General features: G+C 52.9%; 10 protein-coding genes. 9 read left to right on the top strand and 1 reads right to left on the bottom strand.

Annotated elements, in window-relative coordinates; all coding sequences use genetic code 11:
• From ACR0NZ_RS20020 to ACR0NZ_RS20005, 4 genes are all read left to right on the top strand, one after another.
• A partial coding sequence (locus ACR0NZ_RS20020) for an adenylate/guanylate cyclase domain-containing protein (protein ID WP_480521394.1) occupies nt 1–1,931 on the top strand: 1,931 nt, incomplete at its 5' end.
• Between the two features lie 499 nt (nt 1,932–2,430).
• Nucleotides 2,431–9,309, top strand: coding sequence for a GAF domain-containing protein (locus ACR0NZ_RS20015; protein WP_480474017.1), 6,879 nt, complete (start codon nt 2,431–2,433; stop codon nt 9,307–9,309).
• 3 nt (nt 9,310–9,312) lie between these two features.
• Nucleotides 9,313–9,654 (top strand): Hpt domain-containing protein, encoded by a 342-nt coding sequence (locus ACR0NZ_RS20010; protein WP_170519322.1) that lies wholly within the window; start codon nt 9,313–9,315, stop codon nt 9,652–9,654.
• Nucleotides 9,647–10,672, top strand: a complete 1,026-nt coding sequence (locus ACR0NZ_RS20005) for an adenylate/guanylate cyclase domain-containing protein (protein WP_170566137.1) — start codon at nt 9,647–9,649, stop codon at nt 10,670–10,672. Before ACR0NZ_RS20010 ends, ACR0NZ_RS20005 begins: the two co-directional genes overlap by 8 nt.
• Before the next feature lie 180 nt (nt 10,673–10,852).
• Here the strand turns inward: ACR0NZ_RS20005 and ACR0NZ_RS20000 are convergent, their stop codons facing one another.
• Nucleotides 10,853–11,107 (bottom strand): helix-turn-helix domain-containing protein, encoded by a 255-nt coding sequence (locus ACR0NZ_RS20000; RefSeq protein ID WP_480496582.1) that lies wholly within the window; start codon nt 11,105–11,107, stop codon nt 10,853–10,855.
• A gap of 128 nt (nt 11,108–11,235) precedes the next feature.
• On the opposite strand from ACR0NZ_RS20000, the gene ACR0NZ_RS19995 reads away from it, so the two are divergent.
• From ACR0NZ_RS19995 to ACR0NZ_RS19975, 5 genes are all read left to right on the top strand, one after another.
• Entirely contained in the window at nt 11,236–11,697 is a 462-nt protein-coding gene (locus ACR0NZ_RS19995; protein WP_480496583.1) for a hypothetical protein, read from the top strand.
• 447 nt (nt 11,698–12,144) lie between these two features.
• Nucleotides 12,145–12,357, top strand: a complete 213-nt coding sequence (locus ACR0NZ_RS19990) for a helix-turn-helix domain-containing protein (RefSeq protein ID WP_480496584.1) — start codon at nt 12,145–12,147, stop codon at nt 12,355–12,357.
• A 167-nt stretch (nt 12,358–12,524) separates the two neighbouring features.
• Nucleotides 12,525–14,204 (top strand): site-specific integrase, encoded by a 1,680-nt coding sequence (locus ACR0NZ_RS19985; protein WP_480521392.1) that lies wholly within the window; start codon nt 12,525–12,527, stop codon nt 14,202–14,204.
• Nucleotides 14,205–14,373: 169 nt separating this feature from the next.
• A complete protein-coding gene (locus ACR0NZ_RS19980; protein ID WP_480496589.1) occupies nt 14,374–15,246 on the top strand; it encodes a tyrosine-type recombinase/integrase in 873 nt (290 codons plus the stop codon).
• 382 nt (nt 15,247–15,628) lie between these two features.
• The gene (locus ACR0NZ_RS19975; protein ID WP_480521390.1) at nt 15,629–17,281 is read left to right on the top strand and encodes a recombinase family protein; all 1,653 of its coding nucleotides are present in this window, start codon (nt 15,629–15,631) and stop codon (nt 17,279–17,281) included.
• The last annotated feature ends 35 nt before the right edge of the window (nt 17,282–17,316 follow it).

Genomic DNA, 17,316 nt, shown 5'->3' with positions numbered 1-17,316 from the left:
GGGATGATGCTGATTTGAAAGGTTGGCAAAGCCCGCATTGGGCTTGTTGTCGCCTTTCGTTACTTTTCACATTAATGACCGGTGGCAGCCCGAAGCGGACATTCTCGAAAGTTGGCACACTACTGCCGAACTTGATAGATTCGAAAAAAGGTTGCTATTGGGAAATGCGCATGACACGCCGACTTGCCGCCATACTTGCCGCCGATATGGTCGGCTACTCACGGCTTATGGCGGCTAACGAGGCGGGAACACTTGCTCGTCTCAAAGACCTACGACGGGACATCATCAATCCAAGTATCGAAAGTGCCGGAGGTGAGATTATCAAGCTTACCGGTGATGGCCTGTTTGCACTTTTTAGCTCGGTCGTTTCTGCCGTTGAGGCCGCAGCGACGCTCCAGAAGGCGCTGCACGCCGCCGAAGCCGAGAGCCCCACCGAAAGCCGGATCAGCTTCCGAATAGGGTTGCACATTGGAGACGTAATCTTGGACGAGGGCGACATTTATGGCGAGGGTGTTAATCTTGCCGCAAGACTCGAAGGCATCGCTGACCCAGGCGGTGTCATACTGTCTGACGACGCATGCCGGCAGGTTCGAGGCAAAATCGAACACGACATCATAGACCTTGGCGAAGTAGCGCTCAAAAACATCTCCGAGCCAGTTCGCGCCTACAAATTGGCGATGGAGGGCAAATCAGATTCCACGCAAAACCAATCTCAACCCACTGACAAACCCTCCATCGCTGTCTTGCCCTTCCAGAACATGTCCAATGATCCAGAACAGGAATACTTCTGTGACGGCGTTTCCGAAGACATCATCACAGAGCTCTCGCGCTTTCCCGAGCTTTTCGTCATCGCCCGCAACTCCTCATTTTCGTTCAGGGGTCGCCCCGTCACCCATATAGATATCGCTCGAGAACTCGGTGTTCGCTACATGCTAGAGGGTAGCCTCCGTCGAGCCCAAAACCGCGTACGCATTACTGCCCAACTCATCGACTGCACAAATGGAGCCCATGTTTGGGCCGAGCGCTACGACCGCACGCTAGACGACATCTTCGCGTTACAGGATGAGATTACACGCAGCGTGGTCGGCGCCATCGCCCCCCAGATATCCATTGCCGAAATAGATCGCGCGTCTGTGGCTCGAGATATCGACTTCAACTCCTACGACCTCTCGCTACGTGCAATGGCGATCTTCTACGCGGGAGGCTTCTACTCTCAGGATAAGTTCGATGAGGTCATATCGGTCTCTGATCGCGCCATTGATCTCGACCCGCGCAACGTCCAGGCCCATTGGATCAAAGCGTTTGCCTACCTGATGCGTTATCTATACCAGTTCGATGAGGACCCCACCGAAAACCTGGGCCTAGCTGATAAAAGCGTTGAACCTCTGTTTCTTGGTGGTCAACTCGACCCGCGCGCCTTATGCGTTCGCGGTATGGTTCGTCATTTCCGTGGAGATTTTGACGGGGCCAACGCCGACTTCAGTTTGGGCTTCACACTGAACCCGAACTTTGCCCGGAACATCTTCTTCATGGCCTGGCATGAATCTTTGGTCGGCCGAACCACACAGGCGCGCGAACATGCCCACCTTGCCCTCCAGCTTTCCCCACGCGACACTGACCTCTGGGTAGGAGACGCCTATCTGGCGCTCGCCCAAGCTGCCTTCGCCGACGCTGATTTTGAAGACGCAATGCGTTGGGGTGAGCACGCCATTCAGATGACGCCGCGTGCGCCGATCCGCCGGGCTCTTATGATCGCCAGTGCCGCCCACCTCGGGCGCGCCGAAGCAGGCCTGCCACATGAGCAGGCGCTGGCGGATTTCGCCCCAGCGTTCCTAGACAGCATTGTCTCCGGAGCTTTGATCCTCTTCCGTCTACCCGAACACAATGCGCTTTTGGTCGAAGGCTTGAAGAAAGCTGGTGTTAAGCCGTAGAGTTGGTCAGGACGCCAAAGCTCGAAACTATCGCAGACAAATCGTGCCAAGGGCCAATCCAATTTTAGCGCAATGTCCTCGAAAGGTTCTAAGCAATCGCTCATTGCTTCAATCGGCGACGACTGTTTCCAGCCCAAAGAAGACATACAACAGCGATGTTTGAGTATTCTGGGAAGTTTAACACAGCTCCTATTTAGGACACCTTTTTGGCAAATAGGGCGGCTTTCTTTTTGACTGTGCGGATCTTCCCAAGGCCACACCATACCGGCATCGCCCGAACCGCATGAAACACGACCCACAAAGAAACTCTGTGACTTCTATCGTATGCCCTCTAAACTCCAGTCTTGTGTGTTTCATTGGTTTGCGTGGGGGGGCACGAACGCAAGTGGGTCGAAAAAAGGTATCAAGAGAGCCTGCTGATTCAGCGTCGTCATCCTCGCAAAGCAGGGGGCTCAGCGCGGATGATCAACAGGCTCGGTTTGAAGCCACCGCGCGGGTTATGCAGGCGATCTCCGAGACCAAGGATGACGTCCAGCCAGTATGCGACCTGATTGTAACGCTGGCAAAAGATCTCTGTGATGCCTTTTTTGCCGGTCTGGTACTCGGGCAAGAAGGGGATGCTCGTCAGCAACTGGTTGCCAGCGTTAATCTACACCCGGATATTCAGCAACTCTGGCTCGACGGCAAATACACGATGGAGCCAGGCAACTCCATTGTGACTGACACTATTCTAAGTGGCGAGACAAAACGTGTTGTCGATATGGGGGACACCGATTTTCATAAATCGGGAGATGAGCGCTTTAAGCTCATTGTCGACACTCATGGGTGCAGGAGCAATCTCTTTGTTCCATTGAAAGTGGGTGGTAGCGCAATCGGATGCCTGATGTTGGCACGGGATGAGGTACGACCTTATTCCGACGATCAGGTGCAGCTGGTTGAAACTTTCGCCGCGCAAGCGGTCATTGCAATTGAAAATGTTCGACAGTTTAGCGAGTTGCAGGTGCGTCTGGCTCGTGAAGGTGCCACGCGTGATGTTCTGGAGACGATCAGTCGGTCTCGGGATGATGAAGCGCCGGTATTTCAGACGATCTTGGAAAACACCGCACGGCTTTGCGAAACAGATGTAGCCACGTTGAGCCTGCTAAATGAGGCAGGAACTCATTTGGAATACGCGGCCCATTTTGGCGATCAATTGGCTACATACAAGGTCGGCGTGGATCGCTGGTCCCTGGACTCAAATTTACAAATTGCCGAGTCCGTGCGGGAAGCGCGCGTCATTCACAATGTCGATTTGCGCCAGACGGAACACTACATCAACGGGGATCCCTGGCGCCGGCAACTGGTTGATGAGGAAGGTGTCCGTTCGTTTCTTACGGTTCCTTTGATGTCGACAAATGGTGACCCAGTAGGCGTCATTGGGATTTACCGGCATGAAGTGCGGCCATTTACTGAAGATGAGATCTCTTTGGTCGAGGGCTTTGCGGCCCAGGCTGTGATTGCAATCGACAACACACGTCAAATGAAAGAGCTGCATACTCAACTGGAACGCCAAGTGGCGACGCAAGAGGTCCTGAGTGTTATCAGCAAAAGCCGGGACAATGACGCACGAGTCTTTGAAGCCGTACTTCAGCAAGCCACGGAAATCTGTGACGCGGATCAGGCGGCGCTGGTTTTGGTCAACGCTGCGGGAACCCATATTCAATTGGCCGGTGCATGGGGGCACGATAGAACCGACGTCGAATTGGGAGAAGAGTGGCCTCTCGATGGTTCGGTTACGGCGGCGGCGGCGATACGAAATTGCAAGGTTGTACGAGTCGAGGACATCGCCGACACTGAGTTCTACCGCTCGGGTGATCCTACTGCTGTTACAATGGTCGAGGTCGAAGGCATCAGGTCACGGGTTGTTGTGCCCTTGATGCAGGGGGAACAAGCGATAGGTGCTATTGCGGTTAGCCGCCGCGAAGTCCGCCCGTTTTCTGATCCCGACGTGCAATTCATCGAAGAGTTCGCCAAACACGCAGTCATAGCGATAGAAAACACGCGCCAATTTCGAGAGGTTCAGGAACGACTTGAGCGCGAAAAAGCATCGCGAGAAATCCTCGAAGTCATAAGCCGTAGCCGCGACGACGAAAGACCTGTATTCCAAAGCATTCTCGAAAACTCCAGCCGTCTGTGCAAAGCGCCACTCGCCTTCTTGTGTATCGCTGATCACGAACGAGGGCTCGCAACGATCCCGGCAAATATTGGCGCAAGAACCGATTTTGACGAAGCGCTGAAAAATTTTGAGGAGCCGTTAACGCGCACTGAATTGATCGCGATCAGACCAATGATCGATGGCCAAGTTATTCGCCAGGATGATATCGCGGATGACCCGCTTTATTTCAAGGACCGAGACCCAAAACGGGTTCAGATGGTTGAGATTGAAGGAGCCCGCTCGGTTCTGGCAGTTCCGTTGATGAAGAACGGCACCGGTCTAGGGGTGATCGTACTATATCGCCGTGAAGTTGCGCCTTTCTCAGATGATGATGTGGCACTGGTCCAAACCTTTGCAGCTCAGGCCGTGATCGCAATGGAAAACGTCCGTCAGTTCCGGGAAGTACAGGACCGGACGGCGGAAGTTACGCAGGCTTTGGAATATCAGACCTCTACATCTGAAGTACTGCGGGTGATTTCGTCGTCGCCAAACGAGCTGGCACCCGTTCTCGATGCTATCCTCAAAGAAGCGTCGCGTATCTGCGAATTGCAGGATGCCTATGTTGCAATGTTGAACCTCGACGATCAGCTTTTTCATGTTCATGCGATACTTACGCAGGACACCACCTTTGCGGAATATGTCAAAGCTCATCCTATTTCGCCTGATGAAAGCGGTGTAAGCGGGCGTTCCATTCTGGCGAAGCGCACAATCTATATCGAAGATGTTGAAAAGGATTCTTCTTATACTTGGATGGAAGAAAGCGGCGTCGGTGAATACCGATCCGTGCTCGGAGTGCCGTTGATCAAGAACGGCGATGTCGTAGGTGTCATTTCAATCGGGTCCCCCGAGGTATCGGGGTTTTCTACCAAGCAGATACAGTTGCTGGAAACTTTTGCAGATCAAGCCACTATCGCCATTACGAATGCGAGTCTTTTCCGCGAGGTCGAGGAACGCACTGCGGAAGTAGTTCAATCGCTTGAATACCAGACGGCCACATCTGATGTGTTGTCGGTCATTTCGCGATCCCCAAACGAGCTGGAACCGGTGCTTGAGGAAGTCTTGAGGGTTGCAAGCCGAATCTGTGAACCAAAATACGCCGCGATTTCGATCCTCAATCCAGAGGATAGTCTATACCACACTGATATCACGCTGGAATTTGACAGTGATTTCATGAGGTTCATAAAAAACAACCCGGTGCCAGCCGGTCATGGAAGCGGTATTGGCCAAACAGCAGCACGAGGAGAAACAGTATATTACAAGGATACCGAAGCTGAAGAATACGAGTGGAAAGAGGCGGCCCGTATCGGAAAATACCGCTCGCTGTTAGGTGTCCCTCTGATCAAGGGCAAAGTAGTAGTCGGTGTTATAGTCCTATGCCACGACAAAGTCGCACCATTCAACGCAAAGCAAATTTCACTCTTAGAGACTTTTGCGGCACAGGCCGTGATTGCGATCAACAACACTCAGTTATTCGAAGAAGTTCAAGCTCGTACCGCCGAAGCTGAAGAGACATTAAAGTACCAGACAGCTACGTCTGAAGTACTAGATGTTATCTCCCGTTCACCCAACGACCTGCCGCCAGTGTTGGACGCCATCCTGGAGGTTGCTTCGCGCATCTGCTCGCCAGAGTACGCATTTTTTGCCATGCGGGATGCAGACGATGGGCTTTATCGTGTCGTGATGTCTCATAACGTAAGCGAGGCATTTCTGAAGTTTCTGACGGATAATCCGATAGCTCCTGAAGAAGGCTCGTGCATCGGGCGAACTGCATTGCATGGAAAGACAGTCTACATAGAAGATACTCGAAACGACCCAACTTACACTTGGAAACAGGCTGCCGAGATAGGCGATTATCTCACCACTCTCGGGGTTCCACTTGTCAAAAATGGTCGCACGCTTGGTGTTATCGTCATGGCGCACAGGCAGGCTTCGGCATTTAGCGCCAAACAGATCAACCTGCTGGAAACCTTTGCTTCGCAGGCTTTGATCGCGATTAACAACACGCAATTATTCGAGGAAGTGCAAAAACGCACCGCCGAAGTTGAGGAGTCTTTGGAGTACCAAAAAGCCACAAGCGAGGTACTCGAAGTTATTTCCCGATCTCCCGACGCATTAGAGCCTGTACTGGAAGCGTTGTTGGCCGTTTCGTCTCGCATCTGCCGCCTACAGGATGCTTTCCTGGCGCTTAAGATGCCCGAAGATGGGAAGTACCACTATTTTGCCGGGCACAATTTGTCTGGAAAATTCGCTGACTTCATAAAAGCGTATCCTTTCGAACCAGGAGAAACATCGGCCACAGCACGTGCCCTTCTGCATGGAAGGGCTGACTATGTAAAGGACACGCAGGCTGACCCCAACTATGACCCACTTCTCAAGTCCAATCTCGAAGGCTATCGATCCGTTCTTTCCGTGCCACTGATACGAGATGGCGAGACAATTGGCGTTATCAGCATGGGGAGTCGAACCACCGCTGCTTTTAACGAGAAGCAAATCAAGCAGATGGAGACATTCGCGTCCCAAGCGATAATAGCAATTCAGAATTCGCAACTCTTCAACGATACTCAAACCGCACTCGCGCGCCAAACGGCAAGTGCGGACGTGTTAAGGGTAATCTCTGAATCCCCAACCGATACCAAACCGGTTTTTGAAAAGATTGTCGCGCTGGCGACGACCCTCATAGATTGCGACCTGTCGATTGCTATTCAGGCGAACAAGACTGAACTTTGGCAAATCGCCGCCGCGACACCCGATGGCGTCGAAGAAATCACATGGACCGAGCGCCTGCCGATTGATCCCGAAGACAATTTGCCGTCCAAGGCAATCAAGAACGGCAAGACCTTGCATTTGCCCGAATGGCGATACGATGAGCTACCCCCGCGCGATCAAGAGATCATCCGCAGGAAAGGGTTCAAGTCTTCGCTGACGGTGCCTCTGATGCGCGGGACGGAATGTTTCGGTGCCTTGGTATTCATCCGAAAAACGGCCAAAGTTTTCAGCGAAAATGAAGTCGCCATTGCCGAGTCTTTCGCTGATCAGGCCATCATCGCGCTGGAAAATGTTCGCCTGTTTAATGAAACTCAGGCTTCCCTGGCACGTCAGACTGCGAGTGCGGACATTCTACGGGTGATCAGCCAATCTCCTGACGACATCAGGCCAGTCTTCGAGGCAATCGCAAAAGCAGGTGTGCGGTTGGTCTCCTCTGATATGGTTGCAGCTATGACCGCGCAAGATAACACGTTCGAGGTGCTTGCGCGGGTTAGTGCAGAAGGTGTTGCTACCCTTGAAGGCAACCAAAGTTTTCCTATCGACCCGGATCCGATGTCCAGCTTTCCCGCGCAGGTTCTGCATGAGAAGAAGATGCTCCATCTACCGGATTGGGATACACTCGAACTCTCACCGTTCGAACAGATTACGTATGACCGGCATGGCGTGCGCGCAGCTTTGTTGCTGCCACTTATGAAAGGCAAGGCGTGTCTGGGTGTGTTGGTGTTCGCTCGAAAATCAGCCGGCGCTTTCACCAAAGATGAGATCGACCTCGCCTACTCATTTGCAGATCAGGCGGTGATTGCCATCGAAAACGTGCGTCTGTTCCGTGAGGCCGAAGAGGCGCGAAAGGTTGCTGAAGAAGCAAACGAAGCAAAAAGCGCCTTCCTGGCGACGATGTCCCACGAAATTCGAACGCCAATGAACGCCGTAATCGGTATGAGCGGGCTGTTGATGGACACAGAGTTGGACGCAGAACAAAGTGACTATGCCAATACCATCCGCGATAGCGGCGATGCGCTGTTGGGCATCATCAACGAGATCCTCGACTTCTCGAAAATTGAAGCCGGGCAGATGGATATCGAAAACCATCCGTTCGACCTGCGCGAATGCATAGAAAGCGCCCTCGATTTAGTCAGCGGTAAAGCTGCCGAGAAACAGCTCGATTTGGCTTATGAGTTCGATGACACACTGCCCCTGGCGATTAGCGCAGATCTGACCAGATTGCGGCAAATTCTGCTGAATCTCCTTTCTAACGCAGTGAAGTTTACCGAAAGCGGCGAAGTGGTTCTGTCTGTTGAACAATCCGCCGAGGTGCAGGGATCGCTCGAACTGACGTTCAAAGTCCGAGATACTGGAATCGGCCTGTCCCAAAAGGGCATGAGCCGATTATTTCAATCTTTCAGTCAGGCAGATAGTTCCACGACCAGAAAATATGGCGGCACTGGTCTGGGTCTTGCGATCTCGAAACGCCTCGCCGAACTTATGGGTGGGACCATGTGGGCTGAAAGCCATGGCGAGGGGAGCGGTTCCACCTTTGTTTTCAAAATCCAGGCAAAACCTGCAAAGCCAGTTAAGTCTTCTTCCCGCAATCTTGTCGGCGTTCAGCCTGAACTCGAAGGCAAGCGAATTTTGATGGTGGACGACAATGCCACCAATCGTAAAATCCTCGCTCTTCAAACTGAGAAATGGGGCACGCAGACCACGACGCGTGAATCTCCGTCAGAGGCGCTGAGCATACTTGAACAAGGCGTCGAGTTCGATTTGGCCATTCTCGACATGCATATGCCCGAAATGGATGGAGCAGATCTCGCCAAAAAGGTTCGCGCCAAGAAGCCGGGTTTGCCACTAATCCTTTTCAGTTCACTTGGCCCGCGCGAAGTAGATCTGGAGGAAGGGCTCTTTGCTGCCAACCTTGCCAAACCTTTGCGCCAATCCCACCTGTTCGATACCTTGGTTACATTGTTCGCGACTGAAAAAGTACGAGTAAAGCCGTCCAAACTACAGGACAAACCCCAAACAGATCCGGATATGGCAACGCGACATCCACTGCGAATTTTGCTGGCCGAGGACAATTTGGTGAACCAGAAACTTGCACTGCGCCTACTGGAGCAGATGGGCTATCGCGCTGATTTGGCCAGCAACGGTGCCGAGGCTGTCGAAAGCGTGAACCGTCAAAAATACGACGTCGTTTTCATGGATGTGCAGATGCCCGAAATGGATGGTTTGGAAGCGTCACGACGTATCAACAAAGCGCTCCCCGAAGGAAGTCGCCCTCGTATAATCGCGATGACCGCGAACGCAATGCAGGGGGACCGTGAGATGTGCCTGGATGCAGGGATGGACGACTATATCACCAAACCGATCCGCGTACCTGTCCTAATCGAAGCCCTGTTAAATTCCCCAAGAATAAGAAGGTGATCCATGACAGACAGCCCAATTGATCATGAAATCTTCATGGAACTAAAAGACGCCACAGGCGAAGATTTTGCAGCCGAACTTGTAAACACCTTTCTCGACGAAGCGCCAAGTATGATTGGCGAATTGAAAACGGCGGCGGGCGAGGCCGATGTAGACCGATACCGCCGTGCTGCACATTCTATCAAGTCGAATGCCAACACATTTGGTGCGACGGCTCTTGCCGAACTGGCCAGGAAAGTCGAGCTGGGAGAACTGCCCGAGGCCGGAGACCTAACAGATGCGACGGCGTTGGAGACAGCCCTAACCACTGCCGCCGCCGCGTTGCGGAGCCTGATTGATGTCTGACGCCCCCGGCCATTTGCTCATCGTCGATGACAACAAGGTGAACCGCTTGCTTTTGTCGCGCAGCGTAGAGCTCTTGGGTCATCAAGCATCGGTCGCGGAAAACGGCCGGGTTGCGATGGAGATGTTGTCTAACCAGCCGTTTGACTTGCTGCTACTGGATATTGAAATGCCAGAAATGGACGGCTTCCAAGTTCTGGAGGCCGTCAAATCGGACATTGATCTGCGCGATCTGCCAGTAATAGTGACGTCATCTGTTGAGGGTCTCGACAACGTAGTGCGCTGCATTGAATTGGGTGCCGAAGACTACCTGCCAAAGCCTGTTAATAAGACACTACTTAGTGCGCGTGTCTCCAGCTGCCTTGAAAAGAAAAGGCTCAGGGACGAACAGAAGCGCCTGCTAGAGCGCTTTGCTACAACTGAGGTTGCACAAGACTTACAAGAGTCCGGTTTTGCCATAGGCGGCAAGCGCGCCAATGCTTCGGTCCTGTTCTGCGACATTCGCGGCTTCACGACCTTGTCTGAAAATCTCGCTCCCGAGGAAACAATTGATCTGCTCAACACTTTTTACACGTTGATGTTCGAGGCTGTTACTAGCAATGGCGGAATTGTCAGCCTGATGCTGGGAGACGGTTTGATGGCTCTGTTCGGAGTTCCGCAGCCGCTGTCCAACTCCGCTCAAAGTGCGGTGGCGGCAGGGCATGAAATGCACAACATGATTGAGATATTAAATCTCGAAAGGCGCTCAGAAGGGAAAAGTGACCTAAAAATCGGCATCGGAATAGCGACTGGCGAAGTCGTCGCCGGCTATGCCGGTACGGACAATCGAGCGACGTATACTTGCATAGGATCGACCGTAAACCTTGCTGCTCGCCTCGAGGCAGAAACGCAGAAAACCGGAAGCCGTATATTGATTGATCAAGAAACCTTCGATCTGTTGGAAGGGGCAAATGTGTTGGAGACATTTGGTAGAACAATGATCAAGGGTTTCTCCGATCCGTTCGATATCCATGCGCTATGACCATTCATGCAACCTGGCAAGCGCAACTACATCGGGTGTAGTTGCGCTTGTGGCTTTGCTTTTAGCCTGATGATTTTCATATGTGGCTCAGTGATTGGAGACTAGATATTGTCAGACTTTGCAAAGTCAGCTTTCTGCGCAAACCCCATCTATGCGACATGTCAGTCAGCGGCTGTCTTGTCACCGCAAACTGACAGGAGCCATGTCAGAAACCGCCGAGGTGATAGCCGAAACGTTGGCATTCAGAGCCTTCAATATGACAATCGTTTCTACGATGTCTAACCGGCGTTCTGCCAATTCATATTTTCCAACATAAGATGGAGGCTTGCCCAGCAACTTCGCTAAACCAGCCTGCGATAGGCCAGCTACCTGCCTGAGCCTGATAAGTTCACTCAGCAGAAACTGATAAGCCTCTGATCTTACGGCACCCGCCACTGCTCATGACCTTTAACGTGTGGACACAAGCAGCTACCCCTGTTATGGGATTAACCCCAAATTGGGGGTATTGCGCGGCTACCCCGCTGCAACTTCATGCAGAACTGGGATGGAGAGGAGATTCATACATGCAGATTTCAGTTCAGAAACGGCAACCTCCCGTTGACCGTTCAGCTTTGTATGGTGATTACGCCGGAGATATTCTGAGCACCCCTTACGGTGAGGAACTGCTACGTGATCGAGCGGCATATATGTTCATCACCGGCCACTTTCCTTCGCATCTGCGACCGAAGACAAATGGTTTTCTTCGGCAGATCAGCCACATGTATCGCCGACCTACAAGCCTTGATGGTCGCTTCGGGCATCGTAAACTCAAAGATGATGCGATCCGTGTACTCAGGCTCAATGAGCATGACATGGTGAAAGCCGTTCGGGCAAAGATTCGGGATGGTTACTTCATCCAAAAAAGCCGAGGACTTGGCACCCGGAATGGTTTCACAAAGGTCTTTATGTTTGCGGTGGAAGATGGGGCCGCGGTTGATCCGATCACGGTAACCTTACAGGGCGCGATAAAGTCGGGCTGGAATTAAACCGGTTTTCACCGGTAACGCGTCAGGCTGGTTTTGAATATGTTACGAGAGTGTTAGCGCACGGGTGGGGAATTTCTATAAATGCCCAACGCAGGTAAACTGCGGCCACTTTTAACCCACCAGCCCTAGTTGCTGGGCCGCAATCATTGGGATTGAACAGGGCGGCTCTTCGTCCTCGACGCACTCGATGGCAATGATCCTGACCTCTTTTGAGGTCAGTGTTTTGCTATGTGGAGTGCTCTCCCAAGCCAAACATCACGATCATTGCCTCGTGCGGTTCTTTCAGAAGGACCACTGCTTTGGCGTGCTCGTCTACCAATCCCAAGGGCAATCTGCCCGATCTCACTCTCCCCAAATCCCTAATCGACTTAGTGCACCTGCTGGCCCGCGAGGCTGCGCGGTCGGATTTCGCATCACGTTGCAACGGTTGCAACGCGGAGGTGGATCATGGTTGATCTGCCGATTTCAGAGGATGCCGCCTATCTAAGCGTACGCGATGTCGCCGCGTTGTTTCGCATCAGCACCAAAACCGTTCGCCGCTGGATCAAATCCGGCAAACTGCCTGCAACTCGGTTGGGTCGCGATTGGCGCATCGCCCGTAGTGAACTGCATGCCCTTGCCATGCAACGCGGCAATCAGGCTGCGGCGCATGTTCTCTAACTTACTCACAATATTCACCTTTTTCAGCACTCGGGGAAACGGGTACAGAAACTTTGGATTTAAATTCACACCCTTGATTTCCCGAATGTCCGCAAGAGGGCCGCCATGGGTCTGCCTGTCCTCCAATGTCCCCCTTTGTCCTTATCTCAAAACCGAAGAGGTTTATCGTGGTAGATCACCAAGACATCCAACCCCCAGCGACTTTGGCCGAAGTGTTAGACGCGCTAAAGGCCAACCCAGACCCTGACAAGAAGCGTCAGCAGTCCAAGCTATCCGCGATCTCACGCATCAGCGCATACTTGAACCGACCGCCGTCGGACATCCCGACAGACATCCCGCAGCTACGCAAGCTACTGGCATCGTTGCATCCCGCAGCCTGTGGTGTGAAGCCTAAAACCCTCAGCACCACCATAAGCGATTTGGCAAGCGCGTTGCGGGTGGTCGGCGTCTTGCAAGACGTGGAAGCCAAGTCTGCCTCGACACCGGAGTGGGACACATTTCTCAAGGCCGTAAAGTCCAGCCATCAGGTTTGGGGCTTGATACGTTTTGCACGTTATTGCAGTGCCCGGTCGATCCAACCGGCAGAGGTCAACAGCGAAGTGGTTCAGGCATTTCAGGCAGCCCTCGACGCTGTGTTGCTGAAGAACGAGCCCATCAATTATGTCCGGTCAATGATCGACACGTGGAACCATGTGATCGGCAGATACGATCTCAATCTTCCTCGGTTGTCGCGTCTGCCGTCTGATCGGTACGTGGCCCGCCCGCTGACGGATTACCCGGAAAGCCTGCAAGCAGAGATCAAGGCCTATATCGACCGTTTGGCGCAACGCGATATCTTCAGCGATGACGGGCCTGACAAACCGCTGCGCGAGACCAGCCTGCGCAATACCCAAGCGCATCTGCGTCAAATGCTGGACACATTGGTCACTACTGGTCGCAAACCGGAAGACTTCACCAGCCTTTCTGTATTGGTCACACCAGACAATCTCAAAACTGCCTTCCGGGCGATGATGGACCGACATGGGAGCAATTGTTTGCCGTCCGGGCTGAGCAATATAGCTGCAACCTGTATCGCCATTGCACGGCACCACCTGAACGCGCCGGAAGACGTCATCAAGGCACTCAAAGCCATTCACAAACGGGTCGCTACAACCCCGCGCGGTATGAGCAACAAAAACGCAGAACGCCTCGCGCAGTTCAACGATTGGGAGAACGTGGCCCTGTTGCTAAGTCTGCCAGATACACTGATGTCACGTGCGAATGACAGTCCGACCCGGCGCGACGACGCTTTGGCGGCGATGCACGCTGCGGCACTGACCATCCTCTTGAGTTGTCCCATGCGTGTCAAAAACCTCGCCGGGCTTGATCTGGACAAGCATCTGATCGTCACCCGTTCAGGAACACATACTTTGTATTCCATTCGCGTCGAAGGGATCGAGGTAAAGAACGGCGAACCAATTGAAGTTAAATTGAACGCCCGCAGTTCCAAATTGCTGCATCGCTACATCATGCAGTTCCGACCGCAGGTGTCGCTGGCGGATGGACGAGCTTTGTTCCCACGCAACAACGACGGAAGGCCAAGAGCGCCCAGCAATTTTGGTGGCGAACTCACCCAGCGTATCTTACGCGAGACTGGATTGAAGGTGCACCCTCATCTGTTCCGGCACATTGCTGCCAAGCTGTACCTCGAGGAGCGCCCCGGTGATTTCGAAACGGTGCGCCGCCTGCTCAAACACAAACGGCTCCAGACCACGATGGACTTCTACGCATCGCTCAGCAACCAATGGGCACATGACCACTACGACGAGGTGGTTCTTTCCAAATGGAAAGGCAAGCCTGATGACTAAGACGACCCCTCTTGTTCTTCCTCACAAAGATTGGCCCCAGGCGGATAGAGCCGCCTGGAAAGCCTTGTTCGCAACTGGCGACATATTCGACGGAACGGGTCCATGCGTTTATTGGTCTGACGGCAGTCGTAATAAGAGACGCCAGAGTTATGGATACTGGTTGTCATGGATGGCACGGCTTCAGCCAACGCTCTTGGAACACCGACCAACGGACCGCATCACCAAAGATGAAGTGCGTGCTTTTTTGGAAGAGGCCGAGACACGCGTCGGCGCTGTCACACTCAAAAACCTGGTAAGTGACCTGTACGTCCTCGCGGTAGCCATGCACCCATCCGGCGATTGGGACTGGTTAAACCGTCTTTTCAATCGCTTAAGTCATCGTGCAGATCGAAAAAGCTTGCAAAAAGCCGTCCCAATTTCAGCGGATGAGATTTTGGGCAGATGTCTCGAATGGTTGAAAGATATCGAGAACGATCCTTCGCTCAGCGACTTAAAGCGCGCAATCCGTTTCCGCCAAGCATTGATGATTGCCTTTCTCGTTTCGCGCCCTGTGCGTCGGCGCGCCTTGTTGGCGATGACAGCAGATCAGCATCTGCGCAATACCAAAGAAGGTTTCGAAGTGGTTTTCTCAGCTGAGGATATGAAAGACAAGAAGGCCCGTTGGTTTCCTCTTCCCAAGGCCTTGGTCAATCCCATGGTGACGTATCTGGATATGCATCGAGCAACTCTGCTTGGGCCCAAAAAATCCAATGCGCTCTGGATCAATCAGTATGGCGATCCGATTGCCCCGGATGGTCTCTCACGAGAGTTACCCAAAGTGACACAACGTCTGCTAGGCGTCGAACTCCGACCCCATAAGTTTCGGCACATAGCGGCTACCACGATTGCCGAGACAGACCCAGAGCACGTGGGCATCATCCGGGACATCCTGGGACATGCAACTCTGGATATGGCCGAGAAGCACTATAACCGCGCCTCCGGCCTATCCGCCTGCGATGCATACCAGAGTGTCGTCATTCAACTCCAAAAATCTCGACGTTGATATGTATCGGTTCTTTGATGAGGAGGCATGGCGGGCGTCGGAATGAACACAAGGATCAAATGATCCTTGGAGATCCATTGTTCGATTGTCAGAAAGAAAGAAACACCTAGGAAGAAACTTCCATCGGGTCTCTCCGACGCCCGGAACCAGCTTGTCTTATTTGGCGCTTACCATAAACACCTAAATCACTGATCTTGTTACATATCTAGCCTTCTCAAAGTGACCAATCTAATTGCAACTGTTGCAACAGAAAGTAAGGCTGCGCAGAGAACAGCAGCGAACGACCATTGCAACAAGTTGCAATCGAAAGTGGAAGACACTGTCCAATCCATGCCTATAATGGGATGGGCCAACTAGTTTCTCAGTCCGAAAGGCCCGACACATGCGCGCCGCCATCTACGCCCGTTACTCCACCGATCTTCAAAGCGACGCCTCCATCGAGGACCAACATCGGCTGTGTCTACGCCTAATCAATGGCAACAAGTGGAAAGAGGCGGAGACCTATACCGACCGGGGTCTGAGCGGTGCGTCGCATCTGCGCCCCGGCTACCAGCGTCTATTAGAAGATGCGCGATGTAATCTGTTTGATGTCGTTGTAGCCGAAGGCCTCGACCGGATCAGCCGCGACCAAGAACATATCGCCGCCTTCTTTAAACAGATGCGATTTCAGGGCATCCCAATTGTCACAGTGGCGGAAGGGGAGATTTCCGAACTGCATATCGGCCTCAAGGGGACCATGAGCAGTCTGTTCCTGAAGGACCTGGCTCAAAAGACCCATCGCGGACTAGAGGGGCGTGTGCGCAAAGGCAAGTCAGCCGGTGGGATCACCTACGGCTACGACGTCGTACGTAATTTCAACCCAGGCGGACAGATGTCCACTGGCGAACGAGCCATCAATGAAGAGCAAGCTGCCATTGTTCGCCGCGTGTTTGAGGATTACGCGAATGGTAGCAGTCCTCGAGCCATTGCAGGAGCATTGAACAACGAGGGTGTTTCTGGCCCTCGGATTGCAGGCTGGGGCGCGTCCACAATCTACGGGAACTGGCGGAGGGGCACCGGCATTCTTAATAACGAACTCTACATTGGTCGTCTCGTCTGGAACCGCCAACGCTTTGTAAAAGACCCCAAAACCGGTAAGCGACAAGCGCGACCAAACCCTCCCGAAGAATGGGTCATTGAAGACGTACCTAATCTTCGCATTATCTCCGACAACCTGTGGTCCCAAGTCAAAGACCGTCAAACAGCCACCCGAAGTGCTGTCATCAGCAGCGGTGTCAACCGCCCGGAACGCGCACACCGCGCCAAACATCTGTTCTCTGGGCTCTTGAAGTGCGGCGATTGCGACGGGGGCTACACCATTGTTGGAAAATCTCATTTTGGTTGCGCCAACTCTCGCAACAAAGGCACCTGCAACAACCGACTGACCATCAAGCGGGAAGATTTGGAAACCCGTGTGCTCACCGGCCTCAAGGACCAACTGCTGCATCCGGACCTCATCTCCGAGTTTGTGTCAGCGTACCAAAAAGAGTTCAATCGTCTGACTGCCGAGATATCCAAGTGCAAAGCCAAAACCGAACAAGAACTGGCCAAGATCACCAATCAAATCAGCAAGATTATTGATGCGATTACAGAAGGGATGTTCCATCCCAGTTTGAAGGCGAAGATGGACGATCTCGAAGCCCGCAAAGAAGAGTTGGAAGCAGAATTATCCGCTTCGTCTCAGGAGCGACCCGTTCTTTTACATCCCGGTCTCGCTGGCATCTATAAAGAAAAGGTGGAGGACTTGAGCGATGCGTTGAACAACCCCGCGACGAAGACTGAAGCGACATCCATCATTCGAGGATTGTTGTCCGAGATTCGACTGCTGCCCAATGACGGACAGCTTACCATAGAACTCGTTGGGGAGTTGGCTGGTCTTTTGGCTCTTAGTACACAGCAGAACGCCCGCAGCGTTGGCGCTACGGGCGGTTCTGTGACGCTGGTTGCGGGAGCAGGATTTGGCCTATACCGAACGTTAACGGAATTATTAATCTAAAAAGCCATCTCTACGCATTCCCTGTCTGTTTGAAA

The sequence above is a fragment of the Ruegeria sp. AE3 genome (assembly GCF_056542225.1).
The sequence above is the reverse complement of the archived record's forward strand: the minus strand, read 5'-3'. Positions and strand labels throughout refer to the sequence as shown.